A 20,851-nucleotide genomic window follows, 5' to 3' on the forward strand; every position below is an offset into this window, starting at 1 on the left:
TCAGTCTCCCACCCGCGACCGCGACGCCGAGGCGCGTTCGGCGAAGACGTTCCGACACCCCGCGCAGCAGAACGCATACGTCGCATCGTTGTGCACGAGGGTGATCGGAGTGCCGAACAGCTGAACGGTCATACCGCAGACCGGGTCGACGGCGGTGTCGGCATCTGCTGCAGGGCGAGCGTCCGCGTCGTCCTGCGATCCCATCATCAGCGCCGCTCCTACCGGGTTCAGGTGCGGCGACGGTAGGCAGCCACTGCGAGCGGGGCGAAGACGATCAGGAAGGCGGCCGACCACAACACTGTCCGAACAACGGGGCCGGCGACCGGACCGCCGAGCAGCAGGCCGCGCGTCGCGTCGATCGCGTGGCTGACCGGATTGATCTTGACCCACGCCTGCAGCCAACCGGGCAGCGTGTTGACGGGCGCGACCATGCTGGTGCCGAAGGCCAGCGGGAAGATCCCCAGGAAGCCAACGGTCTGGACGATGGTCGTCTCCCGGATCAGGACACCGACCAGGACGTTCATCCAGCTCATGCAGAACCCGAGCAGCACGGCGAGTCCACACGCGGCCAGCGCCGAGAGCAGTCCGGTCCTGACTCTGAAGCCAAGGAGATAGCCAAGGCCGAACATCACGGTGAGGGTCACCAGGTATCGGATCATGTCCCCGAGCACCGAGCCGAGCAGCGGCACCGACCGGCCGATGGGCAGGCTGCGGAAGCGATCGAAGACGCCCTTCTTGACGTCGATGCTGAGGCTGACTCCGGTCGCGAGCAGACCGGCCATGATCGTTGCCATCACCAACAGCCCTGGGAAGACGTACTGCAGATAGTCCCGGGTCGAGCCGGCCACAGCGCCACCGAACAGGTAGACGAACATCAGCAGGAACACGATCGGCAGGAAGAGGGCGTCGAACAGGATCCCGGGATTGCGCCGGGTCTTGAGCAGGCTGCGTGCAGCCAGCAGCAGGCTGTGCCGGATCAGGCCCCAGCGCCTGGGCTGCACCGTGGTGGTCGCGGTCGCTGGAAGTACAGTGACGGTGTCGGTCATGCTGTCTCCTCGGCATGGTTGTCGCGTTCGCGGTTGTGCCGTCCGGTGAGGGCGAAGAACGCCTCGTCCAGGCTCGGCAGCCGCAGCGAGAGCTCCGCGACCTCGATCCCGGCAGCGGCGAGCCCGCGGACGGTGTCGGTGAAGGCGGCGTCCCCGTCCACAGCGACGATCAGCGCCCCACGCCCGGTCGGCTCTGGCTCGGCCCCGGCCGCGGCCTCGACGATCTCCGCTACCTGCGGAACCCGGTCCGGGTCCGCCGGCCGGACGACGATGGTCTGACCGCCGGTGAGCTGCTTCAACTCGGCCGGCGTGCCATGTGCGATCACCCTGCCGTGATCGATCACGGCGATCTCGTCCGCGAGCGCATCGGCCTCTTCCAGGTACTGGGTGGTGAGCAGTACCGTGCCGCCGTCTTCAGCGATGCCACGGATCATCCGCCAGAGGTCCTCACGCCGGCCCGGGTCCAGGCCGGTCGTCGGCTCGTCGAGGAAAAGCACGCTCGGCCTACCGACCAGGCTGGTGGCCAGATCGAGTCGGCGGCGCATGCCACCGGAGTACCCACTGACCTTCCGGTCCGCCGCCTCGGACAGTCCGAACCGATCCAGCAGTTCCATCGCCCGCACCTGCGCCTCCCGCTTGCGCAGGTCGAGGAGCCGACCGATCAGCCGCAGGTTCTCCGCACCGGTAAGGTCTTCGTCCACCGAGGCGTACTGCCCGGTCAGGCCGATCAGCCGGCGGACCTGCGACGCCTCCTGTACGACGTCCAGACCGCCGACCTCTGCGCGGCCCTCATCGGGGCGCAACAATGTGGCGAGAATCCGGATCGCCGTGGTCTTGCCGGCACCGTTCGGTCCGAGCATGCCAAGGACGGTCCCGGACCGTGCCGCCAGATCAACACCGGCGAGCGCGGTCGTCGGCCCGAACCTCTTGACCAAGCCCTCGACTCTGAATGCGTCATCGCTCATGTCCGACAGACTGCCGCCGGTCGCTCACAAATCGCACACAAGACGTTGGCAGCATAGATCCAGACCCTGAGAGATCCTCACCACCGACTGCCGACAGATCGCCCGACCCCATCACCAAGGCTGAATTGCCGTCCCCTCAGGAGGCTGCTTGAGAGTCAAAAGGTGAGCACCTGGTCGGCCTCGATCGTCCACGCCGCGAGCTCGTCGATGGTGGACCGGCTCGCCTCGGCGAGTAGAAGCTCCTTCGAGAGGCCTCGTGCGTCGAGACACGTGCCAGAGCACGCGATGTGTCCCCCATGCCGCGCCAGCGATCCAAGCATGCGATTGAGTGCGTAGTAGCCGTCTGGTGTCTTCTGACCAGCGACAGCACACGTCACACCGTACGCCGTACTGCGCACCATCTGGACCTACGCCCTCGGATCGGCCCTCTCGACCTGAACTGGCGCTCCGGCCCCGGAGGGTGCACGTCACCCGTCAGCGACCTCCTCCGACCAGAGGTCCCCCGCCGAACTGGCCGCGGTCGCAGAGGTCTTCTGCGGACAACACGACCCCGACAAACAGTTCGAACTGGGCCTCGAACTCATGCTCCGCGGCCTCGAGACCCCCGAGCCAAACCCACAAGGGACCCGACAGCACTCTCCCACCCGGCAGGCTCGGCGCTAGCCCGGCATCGCGGGCGGCGCTCTGGCACGAGCCTTACCCGATGCCCATCAGGGTCACGCGGCCACCCGCACCGCAGCCGGCCGTCCGGCGGGTCGGTCGGCCCCGTCGCGGGCTCGCGTTGTGGCGGCTTCCCGTCTGGCCGGCCACCTACTGGCTGAGGCTCGGGAGACGACGGCTATCGTCTCGGTGTGCGAACTCACCGTCACTGAGTCCCGACCGAGTGCCGTCAGCGTCGGAGAGGACGACGGACGGACGAGCGGCCCGGCTCAGCCACGGCTTGGACGGTGCAGCTGGTGACCGCCTCGATCTCGTTATATAATCACTCATATATCGAGAGGAGCCCATCATGGCAGTGACCAGTGTTGACCTGGACCCCGAGCTGATCGAGCGCGCCCGCGCACTCACCGGCGAGCGGTCGAACCGCGCCGTCCTCGATCTCGCGCTGCGCCGCCTCATCGCCTCAAAGCAAAAGGGCGCGATGATCGACGGCATCGCAGAGCTGACCGGCCTGGAGGCCGAGCTCGGCGCGCCGGTGATCCCTCCCGCTCCGGCCGCGCCCCGGGCCTCGTGACCGACTACCTGGTTGACAACTCCGTCTGGGCCAGGCTGGCATCCGGCGACACCGGCGTTGTCGCGCGGCTGCAGCGCATCGAGCGCGCACCCGCCGACCTCTTCGTCACATGCCCACCGCAGGTGCTCGAGTTCTGCCACAGCGCCCGGACACCCGACGAACACGCACGCTACCGACAGCAGATCTCCCTCGGCTTCCCGCTCGAGCGCGCACCGGACGAGTCACTGGTGCTCGACATCCAAAGCGGCCTGTGGAACTCCGGCCTCGTCCGGGCGGCGGGCGCGGTCGACATCCTCATCGCGGGATACGCCATCGCAAACGACGCAACCGTGCTGACCGCAGACCACGACTTCGACCACATCGCGACAGTCAGCGACCTGCAGCACGAATACATCGCACCCTCGCAGTGACGAGTGCCGTCGTGATGTCCACGCGCCCCGAGCACCGCGCGCAAAACATCGTGGATCCGTTCGCCGATCTCCGAGACAGGGAGCACCGATGACGCCCGGCGCAAGGCGTCGCGGACAGCGAGTCCCGGACGCAGCCCCCTCCCGGCCAGGAGAGACGGAGGAGATCAAGTCACCGATACGAAAGTCACTGCCCTCTTCACCTCGAGCTTGAGCCCGAGACCCTGAGCGATCGTGGCGTGACGTCGCAGTCTGCTGTGCCAATCCTCGCCCTACCCCGACGAACCCAGCCACATGCACCTCACGTTCAGCCCAATCGCGCGGCCAGCGGCACATTCTCGACATCGTCAAGCAGACGCAGAAACCGCGCCGGCACCCCACCAATGATCCTCTGCAAACGACGCGGTGGAGCCTTGTCCTCACGAGCGTTCGCTGAGACCATGAGGTGGGCCCTTCAGCGATCGTACGTGCACGCGGTGTCGCTCAGATGGCCAGACATTCTGCAGGCGAATCGACCACCTGGCCCGCCCGCTGACGGGAGGCAGCGGACGTGTCGCGTGCGGAATGACGACTCCGGCTGGCGCAGGGCAGTCCCCCGACGACGCCAGCAGAATCTGGTGATGCCGGTGCCGGTACGCCGTAGCGATGTAGACAAGTACGGCCTGCAGCACCGGCACTTCGTAAGCTCGGTATCCCGCGCCTCGGCCTGACCATCGTCAGGTCTGTGGCGCGTGTTGCTGGCCCTACGCGTCGTTGATGTAGGCAACGTACCGAATCGCGGCGTTCAACCCTCGCGTCGACAGCAGGCGACTCCGCAGATGTGCGATGCCGTCGACGCCTGCAATCGCAAGCTCCTCGCATCTCCGCTGGAACCACGGCCATGGAACCTCCAGGCGGTTGGCGATCTCCTCCAGGCGGTCTCTTGAAGTCTGTTCGGCGACCGTCGCTCCAGGGAACGGATCCTGACTTGCGGCGACACAACAAACGGCTGGGCCATCGAACCAGTTGGCTGCGGTCGCCCCGCCACTGAGCGCGCACCCATCCACATCTACGCGCTCAGGCCCAGAACGCAGCACCACGGCAATCCCGAACGTCTCCTTCAGAGCAACAGCAAGCAACAACAGCACCCGCTCGTACATCGGTGAGTCCGCAATATCCGTCTCTGCGACCGAGAAGCCGCACCGGATCCCCTGGAACCACCGCGCCGTACGCCGGAGGTACTCGAACCTGTGCCGCCACAACAGCCACGACGCGGCCTCCTCTCCTCGCCGCTCGTTTGTCCGCAAGCACGGCTGGCAGGCGAGCCGATCGAAGCTGCGAACTGTGCGGCGAGTGCAGAACCAGGATCCGAGCCACTGGCTGGCGACCGGGTTGAGCCTTGGCACCTCTGTAAGGGGGACCTCGGACAAGCAACGTCCCTCGTAGCGCGCCAGCCGTCCGACGCCACTCGACAACTGGGCATCGTCCGCCAACAAGGCGACGTCCGTGTTCGTCGCCGCCCAGATGATGCCAACCGTGAGGTCGTCGAGGATCTGGCCCGACGAGACAGGTTGCGAGCCTGTACGACGTCCGGCACGGTCGACGAACCGACGACCGTCTGACACGTAGCAGCGATGCTGCTCATCAACGAGCACGACAAAGGAGCGGCGATCCGGCCGGTTCAGCTCACCATCAGGCACCGGGTCGGCTATAAGCCATCGGTCGCTGGGCATCGTCACCTCGCAGTAATGCGCCTCGATTTCCACCCCCGCAAACGATCGCCCCGCTGGGACACGCAAGTTCTCAGACCCGGCCTCAGGCGGCTGGCCGTCCATCAGGTCAACGAGGGAGCTCGGCTCCAGGCCGCGCGCAGCGCGGACGCGACGCCTGGAGAAGAATCCGAGGTCAGCGGCATCTGCCTTTTGGAGAACCCGGCACAGGGCCCGTCGAACGTACGCTGGCGGCCAGGTATACAAACCACGCTCCCAGTCCGAGATCGACTTCGCGGAGATGACCGATTCCTTGCCGGTCGCGTTGTAGATCTCCTCCCGGACCAGAGCGGCCAGGCGTCCCTGGGTCATCGACCCCCGAGCTTCTCGCAGTAGTTGGTTTGGCTGTCGATCTGCCACGTATCTTCTTCCTTCCTCGCGCAGGAAGGATGGAGCACCGACACAGGGCATCGACACGGCATCCACAGACGTTCAGAGATGTTTCTTCCCGGCGAAACGCCTGGAAATGTCCTAGGTTGGTCCCCGTGGCTAACGAACGACTACGCGCCGCGCTCGCCGAGCACGACCTCACCTACCTGGCGCTCGCCGACGAACTGGGCGTGAACGTGAAGACGGTCGAGCGCTGGGTCGTCCATGACTACATTCCGTTCCCTCGCAATCGCCACAAGTTGGCCGAACGGCTCGGGCGGGACGAGTCGTATCTGTTTCCCACCGCAGTAACCGGCCAGCGCGCCGCTGCGGCATCCGAGAGCGAGATCGTTCGGGTCTACGCTCATCTGTCTGATGTCCCGGCTGACCTGTTGCGAACGTTCTTCGAGTCTGGGCGCAACGACATCGGCATACTCGTGTACGCGGGTCTGTTCGTTGCTGAAAGCACTCAGCTGCAACGCATCATCCGCAAGAAGGCGAAGGCCGGCGCCAGGGTACGGATCCTGCTCGGAGATCCTGATGACTCACAGGTCGCCGAGCGGGGGCGGGAGCAGGGCATCGGTGACGCGTTAGCTGCGAAGGTCCGCAACTCCATGGTCCTCTTCAGCAACTTGACCGCGGTCCCCGGCGTAGAATTTCGGACCCATCGAACGGTTCTCTACAACTCGATCTTCCGTGCTGACGACAACCTCTTGGTGAACACCCACATCTATGGGCTGCCCGCCGCACAGGCTCCGGTGTGGCACCTGCGCAAGATCCCTGGGGGCCAACTCGCGAGCCACTACCTCGAGAGCTTCGAGCGAGTCTGGGACGGTGCCCTGCCGATCGAGGAACCTTGATGACCGGTCGGCTCAGGTACCGCGTGCCGTCGACGTCGGCCGAGCATTCAGAATCTGAAGGACTGCAGCGACTCAGCCTGCGACCAGATGGTCTCGAAACTGGCGAGGTAAGACAGGAACATGTCACCACCCGTAGCACGGCGGTATTGGAAGACCGGAGACTCGGCCTCGACGATTCCGTACGCGCGCTGGTTGACCAAGAGATGATCGTCTACCCGGTACAGCGAGTTGTAGAGAACGATGTCGTGCAGTCGTAGCTCGAATCCGTCGTACGGCAGCAACGGTTGAAGCAGCGACAGGGCGCCTCGGGCGTTGGCGACTCTCATCTCGGCATCGAGATCGTCAGGCGCCGCGGTCGCCTTGTCTGGGACCCACAGACCTATCCTGACCCGCGCACCCGCTGCGCACTGTTCACGGAGTCGACGCAGGAAGTCCGTGTCCTGCAGGAGGAACATCGCGTCGCAGGCGATGATGCCGATCTCTGAGACGGCAGGCTCGAGGAGCGACAGCCAGACCTCGTGCGTGACTGCTGTCCGGCGAGGGTAGATCGCGACGAGATCAGGCTGACGGGATCCACCCAGCTCGGGCCATGTCAACTCCTCGTCGACGCCGAGCAGTTTCGTCAGGATGGCGCGATGCCGAGCATGCGGCAATTGGCCGTGCAGCCAGTTCCGCACCGTCTTCGGATCGACGGCCACGTGTGCGGCCACGTCCGTCTCCGAGAGGTTTGCGCCGTACATCGCTCGTCGAAGCACCTCGTTCACTCTGTCCAACCTTGCCATCTGCTAGATGTCTACGGATGTCTGTCGGACGGTAGCACGGAAATGTACCTAAATGTCGCTTGCCGGGCGACCACGCCGAACTACACGCGCCTGACATCCAGCAGGATCCGCGCACGCGATTGCTACTGATGGGCGGCGGCTCGTTTCTCGGCCCTGGCAGTGGCGGAGGCAGCTGAGGCGCGGATGGGAAATCACGACCTTCTGCAGGCCGTCGCAGACCTGGTCGCGGTGATCGTTGGCGCCGTTGGCTGTGGCGGAGACGAAGCCCGTGGCCGAAGACTGTCTACGGCTCAGCGACCGCTGGCGCAGCGAAAGCGTGGCAGCGCGCGTCCGGGTGGCCCGCCACCGGCTCGGTCGATCCGCCTCAAGCAGCGGTGGCGCAACGAGCGGAATGTCTGCAAGGGCCGTGCGAGTTCGGCTTGCCGGTGGCTGGACACGAAACTTCGTGGGAGGTATATATGGGCGATTACACCAAGTCGGCCGCGGGGCGTCCGTCGACACGCTCGAGGACCCCGCTCACCCCGTCGTGGGTGGCGTACTGACGAGCCAGGGTGGCCATCGCCTGCAGCCGGTCGGCAGCCCGAACCGAGTCCGTTGCCAAGGCCATGTCGACGGCCTGATGCCCAGCGGCGGCCGCACGGTCGGGTTGCGCGTCAAGAAGGTAGCCGGTGGCGATGCTGATCGCGTCGAACGTCCGGCTACGCTCCTCCCCCGCGCCTCTGGTCGCGTACGAGCGCTCAGCATGCTCGATCGCCCGCGGCGCAAACCGGATCCGATGCTCAGCATGGGAGGCGAGGCAGCCGTAGATAACTCCCGAGATACCGTCCAGGTCTGCCGGCGCCAGGAAGAACCGTGCCCACGCCGGGACCGTGCCTTCGTCGACCCGCCCGAGCTCGTCTTTCGCCCGCGCCAGCGAGTCGGACACCCGGTCCGCGGCGCCGAGCATGGCGTACGCCCATGCCTCGTTGGCGTGCAGGACAGCGACGGCGGCGAGATTTCCGCTGTCTTGGGCAACGATCTGCCCGAGCTGCCATAGCCGCAGCGCCTCCTGCGCCCGACCCTGGTGGATCGAGACCCGCCCGAGGCGGTAGAAGCCACCGGCGATGAGGGCGAGTGCGTTGATCTCCCGGCCGAGGACAAGCCCCGCGGTCAGGTATCGACGTGCGGCCGCGTGGTCCCCGAGGTCATGACTGGCCCACCCCGCGACCTGGTACATGTCGGACAACGCAGCCTTGAAGTCCGCCTCGGTTTGCTCCGTATCAAACCGGCTGTCCAGCATGCCACTCGCCCACGCGAGGTAGCTGACCGCGGAGTCTCGGCAGGATTCGCCGCCGTGCGTAGCATCAATCTGGCGATGCTCATCACGGACCGCGCGAACCAGATCAACGTGGGCTGAAGTAACGCGCTCCGGGACACTGGATGCGGCCTGATGCTTGGCGGCCGCATATCCGTTCAGCTCAGCCGGAGCCGGGCCAACCGCCAAGGCAGCCAGGGATCCGACGAACCCCGGGACTTCACCCGGGTCGCGCATTCTACTGTCCCTCTTGGCTTCGCTGCTACGCACATGAGACCCCACGCCCAGCAGGCCACGGTCGATGCCAAACCCATCCGCTATCCGCACCAGTACGTCGTACGACGTCACCAACTGCTTGCCTTGGGAAATGCTTCGAACTCGGGTTTCCGCGAGACCGGACGCGGCCGCGAGCGCGCTCCTGCTGTAGCCGCGGTCCCTCAGGAACAAGAACAGGGTCTTGATGTCCTGCTCGGCCAGGCAGTCACGTAGTGGCCGTCCCCCGTACACTCCAGAGGTCCACCACTGCGGATCTGGACGCACAACGCACGTCGCAACATGCTTGGTCGCGGTTGCCATCAGCCTCGCATCTCGCGTCCCAGATCTCGCGCGAAGGCGTAGAAGACCCAGGGGGTCGCGCTCATCGCCCTGGCGTCTGACTGCACCTCTCGGCCTCCTCAGCTGCTTCGGTGTGGATACGATGAGCGAATCACGGCTCACGTGGATAGGGCGCCGGTTCTGACGCCGAGGGTGGTGAAAGTGGTGAACAAGCGAACGGGAAAGGTGGGCGCCGAACCGCGCCGCAACGTCAAGCTCGCGGCCGTAATCGCCGAGGCTTCCTGGTCGCATGCCCAACTCGCACAGGCGGTGTGCCGGGTAGCCACCGAAGCCGGCAACGAGCGTCTCATGTCGGTGGGCAGGTCCCACGTCTCGCACTGGGTCGCGGGGTCGATGCCATCGGCTGACGCGCCGGCAATCCTGGCGGAGGCGCTCTCGCGCCGCCTCGGCAGGGTCGTCACCGTCGAGGAGATCGGCCTCTCCGGTCCGCGGCCCCCTGCAGCACTCGCATGGTCCGCCGATACGCTGACCACGCTCGTCGATCTGGGAAGAGGCAACGTGGACATCGAGCGCAGGTCTGTCCTGCGAGCCGCTGGCTACTCTGTAGCCGCATTGGCGGTGCCCTCAGAGGCCTGGTGGGACACAATGGCGCGCCGTGGTGCCCAGCGCTCTGCCCGGACCGCCCCGGTCATCGGTGCCGGTGACCTGGACGCGATCCGGGAGATGGCGGACATCTTCACCCGGATCGATCAGCGCCGTGGCGGCGGGCACGCACGCACCGCTGTAGCGCAGTACCTGACCTCGGATGTCGCCAGCGCGCTCAGAGCCGCCCATTCCAGCGCTAACATTCGCCGCGGCCTGTTCTCCACCGCTGGCGAACTTGCGTACCTATGTGGCTGGATGGCGTTCGACAATGCCGAGCACGCGACCGCACAGAGATACTTCACCGTCGCCGTCCAACTGGCGGCCGAGGCCGACGACCCACCGCTGGCTGGCCACGTCTTGCGTGCGATGGCTCATCAGGCTGTCGATCTCGGCCACCCACGCCAAGCCGTCCAACTCGCGAAGGCCTCCTTGTCCGGGAGACGATCGGCCCTGGCCAGCCCCCGCGAACGGGCCTTACTCGAGGTCGACCATGCCAGGGCACTGGCTGCCGACGGCCACGGTAGCGCGGCCGCGAAGGCTCTGCTGCGCGCTGAGGACGACCTCGCCAGCGCTGGCGACGGTGATGACGAACCCGGTCGGGTGTTCTTCTTCGGCGAAGCCAGCCTCGCCCACGAAACCGCGTGTACTCTGCGCGACCTCGGCGATCTGACCGCGGCAACATCCCAGTTCAGACGCAGCGTGCGTACCCGCAAGGCTGCCACCTTCACCCGCACACACGCGGTGACACTGGGATACCTCGGCGCAATTCAGGCCCGTCAGGGCGCGATCGACGAAGCCTGCTCGACCTGGTCGAGCGCCCTCGACGCCATGGATGGCGTGCATTCCGGCCGGACGCGTCAGGCGGTCGTCGACATGCGTTCGGCGCTGTCGCCGTTCAGAGCCCGCGGCATACCGGCCGCTGCGGAGCTCGACCATCGAGCCGCCCGCTGCATCGCCTCCGCGGCGAGGTGATTACCCCCGCCGGTCGCCGTCCCGCCTCATCGAATCGAAGGATCTCCATGACGCAGAGCGTTCTCACGGTCGAACCCGTTGCCCAGGTCATTGGCGGCCGAAGCCAGCCGACCGATGACTACTGGGGTGGAACACGCTCCATCCTGCGCATCAACAACGAGCGGTTCGACGAACGATCCACTGTGGGCTTGGATGCCTTCTCTCACCTCGAGGTCGTGTTCTTCTTTCACCTCAGCGATCAGAGCGACCTGAGCCTCGGTGCTCGCCGCCCCAGAGACAACCCGGCCTGGCCCGAGGTCGGCGCGTTTGGTCACCGCAACATGCGCCGGATCAACTGGCTCGGCATCTCCCGCTGCCGGCTTCTGGAGGTCGATGGACTCGACCTGCACGTGGGGGATCTCGATGCCGTTGACGGCACCCCCGTCATCGATATCAAGCCCTGGTTCGACGAGTTCGGCCCGCGAGGCGAGACCCACCAGCCGGCCTGGACCACCAACATGCTTTCGAACTACTTCGCGCCCGCGCCCGCCGAATAGCGCTCAGGCCACCCGCTCAGACGCTCCCGGCGCAGCTCGGTTAGCCAGTTGCTCGATGAAGTCTGCCGACTCGCCGTTGGACCGATTCCCGCTGGGCGGGAGACCGGCTGCAATCGATGGCCTCGCTGGCTCGGCCAACCGCGAGTCGCGCAGACATCGGAGATGTAGTTGAACGTGTGCTAACTCTGCAGGGAGGCTAACTTCTATCGTGTGACGATTCTCAGCTGCGATGAACGGGATCGCCTCGACGCAGCATTGCACGAGGTAGCTGCCAAAGCCGGCATCGACCCAACGGACGCTCGACTGCTGCGCTACACGATGAACGCAGTGTTCTACGCGCCGGCCGCGGATGTCGTACTGCGAATCGCACCAGCCGATAACGTCCGCGAGGTCCGTCAAGTAGCTGCAGTTGCCACCCGACTTGCTGAGTTGGATCTGCCCACTGTCCGGCTTGCACCCGGATTTGAGGAGCCGATCGAGACGTCGGCATGGGCTGCGACGGCATGGACTTACCTCCCCCAGCCGAGCGGTCACCGGCATCAACTGGTTGACCTGGCCGCTCCGCTTCTGTCCATACACTCGATCCATCGGCTAGGGCTGGCCATCCCCGAATGGGACGTGATCGATCGCTGCGAGGATCGCGTGCGAAAGATAGCCGAGGCAACAGGCGAAGCCATGGATTATCTGGAGGCCTGGGCCAAGCGTGAGCTCAATCTGCCAATCCATCATCTCGTCGATCGGTTGCTACAGCACTGCGCTGAGCTGCGTCTCGCCGTTGCAGCTGCCCGGTGGGCCTTGCCAGTCAGCATCATCCACGGCGACGCACACGCCGGGAATCTCCTCACTGCGTCGGACGGCGTAGTTCTGATCGACCTGGATTCGATTCGCTTCGGGCCTCCAGAGTGGGACTTGGTCCCGGCGGCCCACGGCGTGGAACGGTTCGCCGACGCGCTCTCGGAGTACGAAGACTTCGCGTCCGCCTACGGCTTCGATCTCTTCTCTTCCCCCAACTGGCCGGTCTTGCTTGACGTACGCGACCTCCAGTTGGTGACCAGCGTGATCGCGAAGCTCCTTGGCCGACCGAACGTTGCGGAGGAACTCGGTCATCGCCTGCGCAGCTATTTCGCCAAGAACGCTGCGACCTGGCACCGCTTCCGGTAGCCCGTCTGAACCTGACAGCGCGATCGCATGGGGGTCCAGGATGAACCCCCATGATGGGCTGACCAAACCGGTGCCGACGCGCCGACACTCGCTCATCTAGCGCAACACCGCGCTACCCGTGACCGTCGCATACCGCTCGTCTCACGGGGTCAACCCACCCGGCCCTCACGGGGAGGCAGACGTGAAAGGCTACATGACCATCTTGGCTCACCTCGACGCCCTACCGGCGATGCTGGACACCATCCCCGGCTGGAACGGCACCCTCGCGATCGGGGTCCTGGCCGTTGTTGCCGCGAGCACCTACGTACAAATCGTCCACGCGATCGATGACGAAGTCCGGGGAGCATGATGGACATCGATCGCCTTGAACCAGTCCACTTGGTCAGGGTGTGGTTCGGCCAACACGTCGTCGCCAGCTACACGGCGTCTGCCAGCCTCGCCGACCGGTATGCCTCTTCGATGCAGCGCCGATTCGCGGGACTGCGCGTGACCACCGATCCACTACCGCCGACGACCCGCTCAGGGGCCGCGAAGCAAGATCACGATACCCAAGCCGACCAGGCGACCGACATTTCGCCCCAGCCTCGCCGTTCATAGCCTGAACGGCGCCGCAAATGTCCGCGAATGTCCAACGGCACGGTCCCCATGTCCAGGCCTGAGTCGCGAGGCTTGAGCCGGGCTTGATGACCCGTCGCTGGAACGATCCCGAGGAGACTGAATTGATGCGCCGCGGGGAGTTGTACCGGTACCGCGATCCATCCGGAGTCAGTGGTACCGGCGTCGTGGCCCTACTGGTCGAGTTCCCACCGAACGACGACGGCCACCAGTGGGTAGCCGTCTAGTGGCTTGGCCACAACCCGTGCATGGCCTTCTGGCCAGGCATCGGTGATCTCCTGGAGATCCACGGCCACCTGGGCGCATCCGAGATCCGCTGGCTAGATCCCGATCTATTCGATCCGGACGGGGATGCGGCACTCAGTAATACCGGCAAGTACCCCCTGTAGAGCGGCGGGGCCGGCGTCCGAGCCTCACCTCCGCGTCGGTCGCGCTCCTCCAATCCTCGTCGTGCACGTGCCGAAGACAGGCCCTGCCACCGCCTCCCCAGTCGATGGCAGGGCCCCACCCAATAGCTCGGAGGACATAGGTGGAGGGGACCGACCTGAAGCACGGAGGCAGAGTCCGCCACTCCGACGACCTGCCGAGCACATTTTCGGGTGTAACCCCCGAAAATCGGTCAGGCCCGAACCATCTCCTGACCGCCGCGCGAATGCGCACGGTATCGCGCAGTGCGCCCGGACGACCGATGAGCCGCAGCGAACTCGCCCAGCGGGTAGCCGAGTTGCTGTATGCGGTCAGTACCAAGAGGTACCCGATCACAGGCCATTACATCGCGAAGCTGGAACGGGGCGCGGTGTGGTGGCCGTGCGAGGAGTACCGATCAGCCCTCTGCCTCATCCTCGGCGCAAGCGATGACGCCGAGCTGGGATTCCACCCGCCGCGAGGCCGTCGACCAGCACCCCGCTAGAGATACCCGATTGGACCTCTACTCGTCATCACTGTGCTCCATGAAGTCGACCCACTGGATCACCGCGCTCCGTCGGTAGCGCACGTGTCGCCCGACGCGGATTCCTCGCGGGCCGTAGTTGTAGGTCCGCCAGCGATAGAGGGTGCGCTTGGGCACCTTGAGGTACTCCGACACCTGATCGATGTCCCAGAGAGGGTCAACTGTCTCAGGTGCCTGCATTGTTGCCCCCTTCCTCTGATATCGGAGTCATATGGTCGGGGAGCGACAAATGCCTGGGTGTGCGCTTCTCAGGCACCTTAGGGCTCCGCTCCTGGCTTGCCTTGAGGACACTGCGGACGTGTCGCGCAGTCCAACCAAGGATCTCCCCTGCAGCACCAGCGCTTCCACAAACTCTGGCAAGCTCCGCGGCCGCTGCAGCGGCTGCTGCCTCGGCGTCTCGGACCCTTTCATCGTGCCGCTCAGCGGCGAGCGACCTCGCCTTGATCGCCCTCTCGAGCGCGGTCTGCGCTCGAGTTGCACGCGCAGTCGCCGCTTCGATACGTGCCTGACGTTGCCGTGCGCGTCGAAGGGCCGCGACTCTTGAGTTGGACATCCAGCTCCTCCATCACCACTCAGGACTCTCAAAGGGTCGAACGATCGTGTCGTGGCGGGTGGTCAGCTGATCGAGGTCCGACGTGCCCAGCTCCGGATGCCGGCGGCTCAACCCGCCACGTCGGAGTTGACGATCAACCGACTCGATCAAGCGTCGTGCAACCGAGACCACGCGGGCTCCCGTTCGCTCGATGACCTTCTCGGGTTCGCGCTTGTTGACCTCCGCGGCCCAGCTCGCGATGTACCGGAACGAGGATCCGCCGGTCGACCAGCCATGATGGGCCATCAGGAGGTAGGCGACCGACTCTGCCTCGATCTCTCGGATTCCGCGGCACATCAGGCGTCCTGGTGAAGCGATCTCCTTCGGGTCGTGCATGCGCAGATGCGCGACCTGGTGCGCCAGTCGGGCGACTGCGGTGACGTCCTCCAAGCCCCCTCGGATCATCAGTGTCCGGGCTTCGTAGTCGGTGAATCCTTCCAATCCGCCAGGTCCGGCATTGCCTTGCATGAGCGTGAAGCCCGACGACTGAACCTGGTGTGCAAGTGCTCGCCAGAGCTCTCCCGTCGATGCGCCACCTACCGGCGCGCTCGCCGGCGGTAGGTGCGGACCATCGGTCTGTGAGATGTCCCAAACGGACGCGACCTTGAACCCGACCAGCCGTCCACCGCCGCGTGCTCGCCGGGCCCGTTCAAGCTCGAGTTCCCCCTGTCTCGCCTCAAGGGTCGATCTCCGGCCGGCCTGCTGGATCACCGGCGCCAAGATGCGGATTTCGCGATCCCGCTGGTTCTCCAGGATGGATCGTCCGAACTTCTTCCAGATGTCGGACCTTGCGACTTGGCTTGCGTACGGCATCTGAAGCGTGATCAGCACCACGTTCCGGAAACTGTAGTTGCGCAAAGCAACTGACGCATCCAGCCATCTGACCCACTCGACGCCTGAGCTGCGCTTACGGATCTCCGAGTGCAACGCGTCGCGCAGGCCCTCGGGGGTAACTCTTGGCCCTTCCATCGATCCTCCAAATTGAGTCTGGAATAGCTCAACGTTCGGGACAGGTCGATTCACCAGCGACCTCAGGGAAGAGGTCTGCGTACGTCGGCGGACTCCACCGCCATCGCGATCTCTCCAGAGTCGGCGGGCCGCTGAAGTGCTCAGGTCCGTACGGGCGTCGCAGGGCGGTCGTTCCAGCGATGTTCCGCGCGTGATGTACCGCATCGGACAGCTGGCACGTGAGCTCCGCCAAGTCCGCGGTCAACTGGTCGAAGCAAGATGACAGATTGGTCCTCACCCACGCCGGCTGCGGGTACATGAGCCGCCAAACCCCAGGCCGGTTGTGAAACTCAGGGTCGCGCTTGCCGAGTTCGGCCTTTGGGACGAACAGTCGCCCGCGTAGGACCAACCAGGCCGCGGTCTCCTGCTGAACCACTGCTACCCGAACCGCCGCATGCATCAGCTCGTCGACGACATCTCGGACGAGGCCGCCGACAAGGAGCTCCTCCGGACCCTTCAATCGTTCTCCATCTGACAGCCAAGCGCGCAGCGCCTGAAACAGCTCCACGAATGCCGATTCGGCAGCTCCCTGGCTGCGGCCGCCCATGTCCGAGACACGCGTTCGCAACCAAAACGCGACCCGTCGCGTGGCTGAACCCGCCGCACGCAGTGCTTGCACCACGTCGCCGGTCGCATCGGTGTTGTCGTCGCTCTGGCTCAGGAGATCGGCGAGATGCAGGCAATACCCGACAACGGTGCGCAACTGCGCCGTGGTCGACCGAAGGTCACGGGTCAACACACTGGCAGGCGGCGTCGCGTCATGCGTCGCTTGCCAACGGGCGGCCAGGAGGATCACTTGCGATGCTTCGTCGACAGGTGCATGCGGCAGCGTCGTCGTCAACCCGCGCAAGGTGCCAATATCCGGCGATCCCGGCTTGTGGTGGAACTCGAGTTCTTCAATCGTATCGATTAAGTGCCGAAGGAGCCGCTGGCTCGTCTCGACGTCATGCGTCTGCTGGTTGGCAAGTCTCGTGACCGCTGCTCGGGCGGCTAGAGCCGTGATCGATGCGATCTCCGATCGCGCCGCGACCAGAGCCTCGTCCTGGAACGCGCTGTGAGTGCTCCGGTTCTGCGATGCAAGGAGGTCGCCTGCGGCGCCGATCGATCGGGCGAGTGCGGCGAGAGGCCCCTCCGCTGTGAAGGTGCCCGCGTCTGCAAAATCGCTCGTGGTCAGCTCGAGGCGAAGCCACTGGAGGTGATGGCGAGCTGCGGTCAGCGTTGCCTGCCAGCCGGCTATCAGGTCCGAAGTGTCGGCCGCGGCCAGGTTGTACGCGACAATCGCATCCCGTCGCGCGACTCGCAGCAAGTCCTCATACGTCGTGCGCATCCTGGACCATCCGGATCTCCGTGGCCGCGGACCTCAAGGCGTCGGCCAAGGCGAGGCGCCAACTCAGCTGATCAACCGGTACATCGAGCTGATCAACCTCACTGGCCGCTTTGTCGAAGAGCTCGCCGGGGTCGGCATCCAGCTCGCCGTCGCACGGCACATACGGGACGCCAAGCAACTGGAGGGCTCGATACCGGCTGAAGGCCGTCATGGCCCACCGCGCGCCGGGCTGCCGTGCCTCCAGGGCCTCGATGATCGCCTCAGCCTGGACTACCAGGTCTGCCACCCGGCTCGGTACTTCGAAGTTGTTCATGCGCTCCCTTTCGTCGCAGGGAAAGATGGACCGAAACGGTCCCGTGCACGCCGGATCCGGCGAATCTGTGGATAACTGCGCCCCACACCTGGATGGGCCCGGCACACACGCATTCCAGAGGTTCAACGTTCGAGCCAGACCCGCAGACCGGAGCGACATCGCACCGAACCCATCCGCCAGCCGCAGTGCCTCTGCTGCCGAGGCTCAAACCGATCACACCTCTTGCATCCAAGGCGTTTCTGTCGCCGAAACGACTAGATGCGATCTGGCTCCTGTCCCAGCGTTGAGCCTTCATGGAGCACAACAAGAATCGATCTGGGAGTGGTCACGACAGGGCGTGCGAGCACTGCGCCGCCTTCTTCATAGCCCGCCGATCCGATCAAAGGTTCTGCTCGGATCGCTGCCGTCTGCGCCACTGGCGCCTGCTGAAATCGGCTGTCAGCGCGACGAGTGATGCGGGTTCTCCGGCCACGGCGCCGACTCAGACTGCGCGAGAAATCCTACTCGGACTGATGACCACAGACACGCCGGTCGCTGTCAACGAACGGGTGCGGACGGCTGTCGCCGAGCTCGCCCAACTCGACAGAGAGATCAACCGCCTTCGACGTCAATCCGCAGTCCCAGAAGCAGACCAACCAACAGCAAACCGAGTCGGCACGTCACCGGACGATCGCAGCTCCGAGTGCTGAGTATCCACCGATTGACCGCCGGTGAGGGCTACACGTATCTGCTCAAGCACGTTGCCCCCGGCGATGTCGACCGCCGCATGGCTACACCGCTGACGGCGTACTACGCAGCGTCCGGCTACCCCGCTGGCCGATGGCTCGGAGGCGGACTGAGCGGACTCGGCAACGGTGAGTTGGTGGCCGGAAACCAGGTCACCGAGCACCAAGTGGCCGCGCTCCTCGGACGGGCAGAAGACCCGATCACGGGCAGGACGCTAGGCGCTCCCTATCGCATCTACAAGACCGCCAAAGATCACATAGCCGAGCAGCTGCGGGCGCTCGATCCAGCGATGACACCGGCAGAACGCAATCTCGCGATCGAGCAGATCCGCAAGGGCGCGGCACGGCTCAGGACCAGGCAAGCAGTTGCCGGATACGACCTGACGTTCTCCCCGGTCAAGTCGGTATCGGCGCTGTGGGCAACCGCCGATGTCGGCATCCAGGAGCAGGTTGTCGCGGCCCATCACGAGGCCATCAACGACGTCTTGGGGCTGATCGAACAGCAGGCGGTGTTCACCCGCTCCGGCCACGACGGCGTCGCACAACTTGCCACTCGCGGGGTGATCGCCGCCGCGTTCGATCACTGGGACACGAGAAGTGGCGACCCGCAACTGCACACCCACCTCGTCGTGGCTAACCGCGTCCAGGCCATCGACGACGGGCAATGGCGCACGATCGACGGCAGGTTTCTGTACGCCGCAGCCGTGGCGATGTCCGAGGTACACAACGCCCTTCTCGCCGACAACCTCAGCCGCCGGATCGGCGTCACCTGGCATCTCCAGGAACGCGGGGAGCGCCGGAATCCGGCGTTCGAGATCGACGGAGTCCCGGAAGAACTGATCCACGAGTTCTCGTCACGAACCGATCAGATCGAGGCGAATCTCGCCGACCTGCTGGCCGGGCGCGGCGACGATGTGCATCCACCCAGCCGCCGCGAGATGTACGTCCTACGACAACGAGCGACCTTGATGAATCGGCCGGCGAAGCACTTGGCCAAGCCGCTCGCCGACATGATGCGCAGTTGGCGCGAACGCGCCGAGCATGTGACATGTGGTCAGACGGCTGCGACCATCGAGAAGGTCCTCAACCAGGCCAGGGACCGGCCGCTCACCGCCGCCGACCTGAGTGCCGAGACGATCCATGCGTACGGCGCCACGACCGTCCTTGCGCTGCAGACGAAACGATCCACCTGGACACGGTGGAACCTCCTGGCCGAGGCAGCCCGGCAGACGCGCCTTCTCCGCCTGTCGACCACCGAAGACCGCCTTCAGGTCCTCGAGACGATCGTGCATGACGCCGAGCGCCAGTCGATCAGCATCACTCCGCCCACGTTCTTCACAACCCCACTGGATCGTGCCGACGGGCAGAGCGTCTTCACGGTCCACAACGGCGAAATCTTCACGTCCCCGGTGATTCTCGGGGCCGAGAGCCTGCTTCTCGATCTCGCAGCCAAGCTCAAAGGCCCGACCATCTCTCGGCATCATCTGGCCGCTCCGAACCTGAGCGACGACAAGGTCCGAGCGCTCCACCGGATAGCTTCAAGCGGTCAGACAGTCGAGGCTCTCGTCGGACCAGCTGGCACCGGCAAGACAAGCCTGCTCGCGGCTCTCAGAACGAGCTGGGAAGCCGAACACGGCGAAGGGTCCATCATCGCTCTCGCTCCATCGGCCGCCGCAGCAACAGTACTGTCCGATACCCTCGCGCTCCCCGCCGACAACGTCGCCAAATGGATCCACGAGGCGGTCGGCGTCGCAGGCGATCAGCGCAACCATTGGATCAGCGAACTCGAACAAGCGGCACAAGCAGCCGAGGCAAGCGGCCGCCGACGTCGTCACCACCGAATCACTGCAGAACTCGCCCGGGCGTACGCCGAGCGCGACCGCTGGCGCTTTCGCCCGAACCAACTCGTCATCGTCGATGAGGCTTCGATGGCCGGCACCATGGAACTCGCCACTCTCGCCCGCGCAGCCGACATGGCCGGCGCGAAACTCTTCCTCGTGGGCGACGACGCTCAACTCGGCACAGCGAATGTCGGCGGCGCCTTCCGCCTCGTTGCCCGCGACACCGCGGCGGCCGAGCTCAGCGATGTCTGGCGCTTCAGCAAGGACTGGGAGCGCGACGTTAGCCTGCAGCTCCGCGAGGGACAACCCCAAGTCATCGACCTGTACGACCAGCACGACCGGCTGTCGCACGGATCACTCGAAGACATGGAAAACGCGGCCTACACCGCATGGCAAGCCGACACAGCCGCAGGCAGGACCACCCTCCTTATCGCCGCCGACAACGCCACCGTCGCTCGCTTAAATGCCCGCGCCCGCCTCGACCGAGTCAATACAGGCGAAGTCGAGCCAAATGGGATCGTTCTCCACGACGGCAACCACGTCGGTCTCGGCGACCACATCGTCACCCGCCTCAACAACCGCCGCCTCCGCATCGGCCAGCGCGGCTTCGTCCAGAACGGCAACCGATGGACGGTCATCCGCCGCTGGGACGACGGGTCCCTCACTGTCGAGAACGACGACCTCCAGACGGTAACCCTTCCAAGCAAGTACGTTCGCGAATCTGTTGAACTCGCCTACGCCACCACTGCCCACCGTGCACAGGGCGCCACCATCGACACAGCCCACCTACTCGTCACCGACAAGCTGACCCGTGGGCTTGCCCCGTCTCGACGGACAGGGTTGATGTGAGGTGGTCAGGCTATCTGCTCGGCGGTGACCATGATGGTGGATTCGTACTGCGTTGGGC

At 65.2% G+C, this 20,851-nt stretch carries 20 protein-coding genes and 1 pseudogene; 10 read left to right on the forward strand and 11 right to left on the reverse strand.

Going from position 1 to position 20,851, the window contains the following annotated elements; translation table 11 throughout:
* The 4 genes from AB0E63_RS33640 to AB0E63_RS33655 form a co-directional block, all read right to left on the reverse strand.
* Complete coding sequence (locus AB0E63_RS33640; RefSeq protein ID WP_360375152.1) at nt 1-207, reverse strand: TRASH domain-containing protein; 207 nt, start codon at nt 205-207, stop codon at nt 1-3.
* Nucleotides 208-227: 20 nt separating this feature from the next.
* Entirely contained in the window at nt 228-1,046 is an 819-nt protein-coding gene (locus tag AB0E63_RS33645; RefSeq protein ID WP_360375154.1) for an ABC transporter permease, read from the reverse strand.
* A complete protein-coding gene (locus tag AB0E63_RS33650; RefSeq protein ID WP_360375156.1) occupies nt 1,043-2,011 on the reverse strand; it encodes an ATP-binding cassette domain-containing protein in 969 nt (322 codons plus the stop codon). Before AB0E63_RS33650 ends, AB0E63_RS33645 begins: the two co-directional genes overlap by 4 nt.
* Before the next feature lie 155 nt (nt 2,012-2,166).
* On the reverse strand, nt 2,167-2,412 hold the full coding sequence (locus AB0E63_RS33655) for a DsrE family protein (protein ID WP_360375158.1): 246 nt from the start codon (nt 2,410-2,412) through the stop codon (nt 2,167-2,169).
* Between the two features lie 58 nt (nt 2,413-2,470).
* On the opposite strand from AB0E63_RS33655, the pseudogene AB0E63_RS33660 reads away from it, so the two are divergent.
* The 3 genes and pseudogenes from AB0E63_RS33660 to AB0E63_RS33670 form a co-directional block, all read left to right on the forward strand.
* Nucleotides 2,471-2,674, forward strand: a pseudogene (locus AB0E63_RS33660) (TetR/AcrR family transcriptional regulator C-terminal domain-containing protein); the annotation flags it as partial.
* A gap of 346 nt (nt 2,675-3,020) precedes the next feature.
* Complete coding sequence (locus AB0E63_RS33665; protein WP_360375160.1) at nt 3,021-3,245, forward strand: type II toxin-antitoxin system VapB family antitoxin; 225 nt, start codon at nt 3,021-3,023, stop codon at nt 3,243-3,245.
* Nucleotides 3,242-3,655: a PIN domain-containing protein gene (locus tag AB0E63_RS33670; protein WP_360375162.1), complete on the forward strand. Its 414-nt coding sequence runs from the start codon at nt 3,242-3,244 to the stop codon at nt 3,653-3,655. The genes AB0E63_RS33665 and AB0E63_RS33670 overlap by 4 nt, the downstream gene beginning before the upstream one ends.
* A gap of 740 nt (nt 3,656-4,395) precedes the next feature.
* Here AB0E63_RS33670 and AB0E63_RS33675 read toward each other — a convergent pair.
* A complete protein-coding gene (locus AB0E63_RS33675; protein WP_360375164.1) occupies nt 4,396-5,712 on the reverse strand; it encodes a hypothetical protein in 1,317 nt (438 codons plus the stop codon).
* Between the two features lie 173 nt (nt 5,713-5,885).
* Between AB0E63_RS33675 and AB0E63_RS33680 the strand changes: the two genes are divergently transcribed.
* Nucleotides 5,886-6,629, forward strand: coding sequence for a helix-turn-helix transcriptional regulator (locus AB0E63_RS33680; protein WP_360375166.1), 744 nt, complete (start codon nt 5,886-5,888; stop codon nt 6,627-6,629).
* Between the two features lie 47 nt (nt 6,630-6,676).
* On the opposite strand, the gene AB0E63_RS33685 is transcribed toward AB0E63_RS33680, so the two are convergent.
* A complete protein-coding gene (locus AB0E63_RS33685; RefSeq protein ID WP_360375168.1) occupies nt 6,677-7,393 on the reverse strand; it encodes an XRE family transcriptional regulator in 717 nt (238 codons plus the stop codon).
* Nucleotides 7,394-7,877: 484 nt separating this feature from the next.
* Nucleotides 7,878-8,690, reverse strand: a complete 813-nt coding sequence (locus AB0E63_RS33690; RefSeq protein ID WP_360375170.1) for a hypothetical protein — start codon at nt 8,688-8,690, stop codon at nt 7,878-7,880.
* Nucleotides 8,691-8,975: 285 nt separating this feature from the next.
* Between AB0E63_RS33690 and AB0E63_RS33695 the strand changes: the two genes are divergently transcribed.
* The 5 genes from AB0E63_RS33695 to AB0E63_RS33715 all read left to right on the forward strand — a co-directional run bounded on the left by AB0E63_RS33695 (nt 8,976) and on the right by AB0E63_RS33715 (nt 12,923).
* Nucleotides 8,976-9,194, forward strand: a complete 219-nt coding sequence (locus tag AB0E63_RS33695) for a hypothetical protein (protein WP_360375172.1) — start codon at nt 8,976-8,978, stop codon at nt 9,192-9,194.
* A 270-nt stretch (nt 9,195-9,464) separates the two neighbouring features.
* Nucleotides 9,465-10,877, forward strand: a complete 1,413-nt coding sequence (locus AB0E63_RS33700; RefSeq protein ID WP_360375174.1) for a hypothetical protein — start codon at nt 9,465-9,467, stop codon at nt 10,875-10,877.
* Between the two features lie 47 nt (nt 10,878-10,924).
* Nucleotides 10,925-11,413, forward strand: a complete 489-nt coding sequence (locus AB0E63_RS33705; protein ID WP_360375176.1) for an SAM-dependent methyltransferase — start codon at nt 10,925-10,927, stop codon at nt 11,411-11,413.
* A gap of 210 nt (nt 11,414-11,623) precedes the next feature.
* Nucleotides 11,624-12,574: an aminoglycoside phosphotransferase family protein gene (locus AB0E63_RS33710; RefSeq protein WP_360375178.1), complete on the forward strand. Its 951-nt coding sequence runs from the start codon at nt 11,624-11,626 to the stop codon at nt 12,572-12,574.
* Nucleotides 12,575-12,767: 193 nt separating this feature from the next.
* Nucleotides 12,768-12,923 (forward strand): hypothetical protein, encoded by a 156-nt coding sequence (locus AB0E63_RS33715; protein ID WP_360375180.1) that lies wholly within the window; start codon nt 12,768-12,770, stop codon nt 12,921-12,923.
* Between the two features lie 1,194 nt (nt 12,924-14,117).
* Here the strand turns inward: AB0E63_RS33715 and AB0E63_RS33720 are convergent.
* From AB0E63_RS33720 to AB0E63_RS33735, 4 genes are all read right to left on the reverse strand, one after another.
* Nucleotides 14,118-14,318: a helix-turn-helix domain-containing protein gene (locus AB0E63_RS33720; RefSeq protein ID WP_360375182.1), complete on the reverse strand. Its 201-nt coding sequence runs from the start codon at nt 14,316-14,318 to the stop codon at nt 14,118-14,120.
* 385 nt (nt 14,319-14,703) lie between these two features.
* On the reverse strand, nt 14,704-15,753 hold the full coding sequence (locus AB0E63_RS33725; protein ID WP_360375184.1) for a hypothetical protein: 1,050 nt from the start codon (nt 15,751-15,753) through the stop codon (nt 14,704-14,706).
* Complete coding sequence (locus tag AB0E63_RS33730; RefSeq protein WP_360375186.1) at nt 15,728-17,065, reverse strand: hypothetical protein; 1,338 nt, start codon at nt 17,063-17,065, stop codon at nt 15,728-15,730. The genes AB0E63_RS33725 and AB0E63_RS33730 overlap by 26 nt, the downstream gene beginning before the upstream one ends.
* Nucleotides 17,049-17,378 carry a hypothetical protein gene (locus AB0E63_RS33735; protein WP_360375188.1) on the reverse strand — a complete coding sequence of 110 codons (330 nt, stop codon included), beginning with the start codon at nt 17,376-17,378 and terminating at the stop codon, nt 17,049-17,051. Before AB0E63_RS33735 ends, AB0E63_RS33730 begins: the two co-directional genes overlap by 17 nt.
* Nucleotides 17,379-18,060: 682 nt before the next feature.
* On the opposite strand from AB0E63_RS33735, the gene mobF reads away from it, so the two are divergent.
* Nucleotides 18,061-20,793 (forward strand): MobF family relaxase, encoded by a 2,733-nt coding sequence (gene mobF / locus AB0E63_RS33740; RefSeq protein WP_360375190.1) that lies wholly within the window; start codon nt 18,061-18,063, stop codon nt 20,791-20,793.
* Nucleotides 20,794-20,851 lie beyond the last annotated feature (58 nt).

The organism is Kribbella sp. NPDC026596 (genome assembly GCF_040638415.1).
Taxonomy (GTDB): Bacteria; Actinomycetota; Actinomycetes; order Propionibacteriales; family Kribbellaceae; genus Kribbella.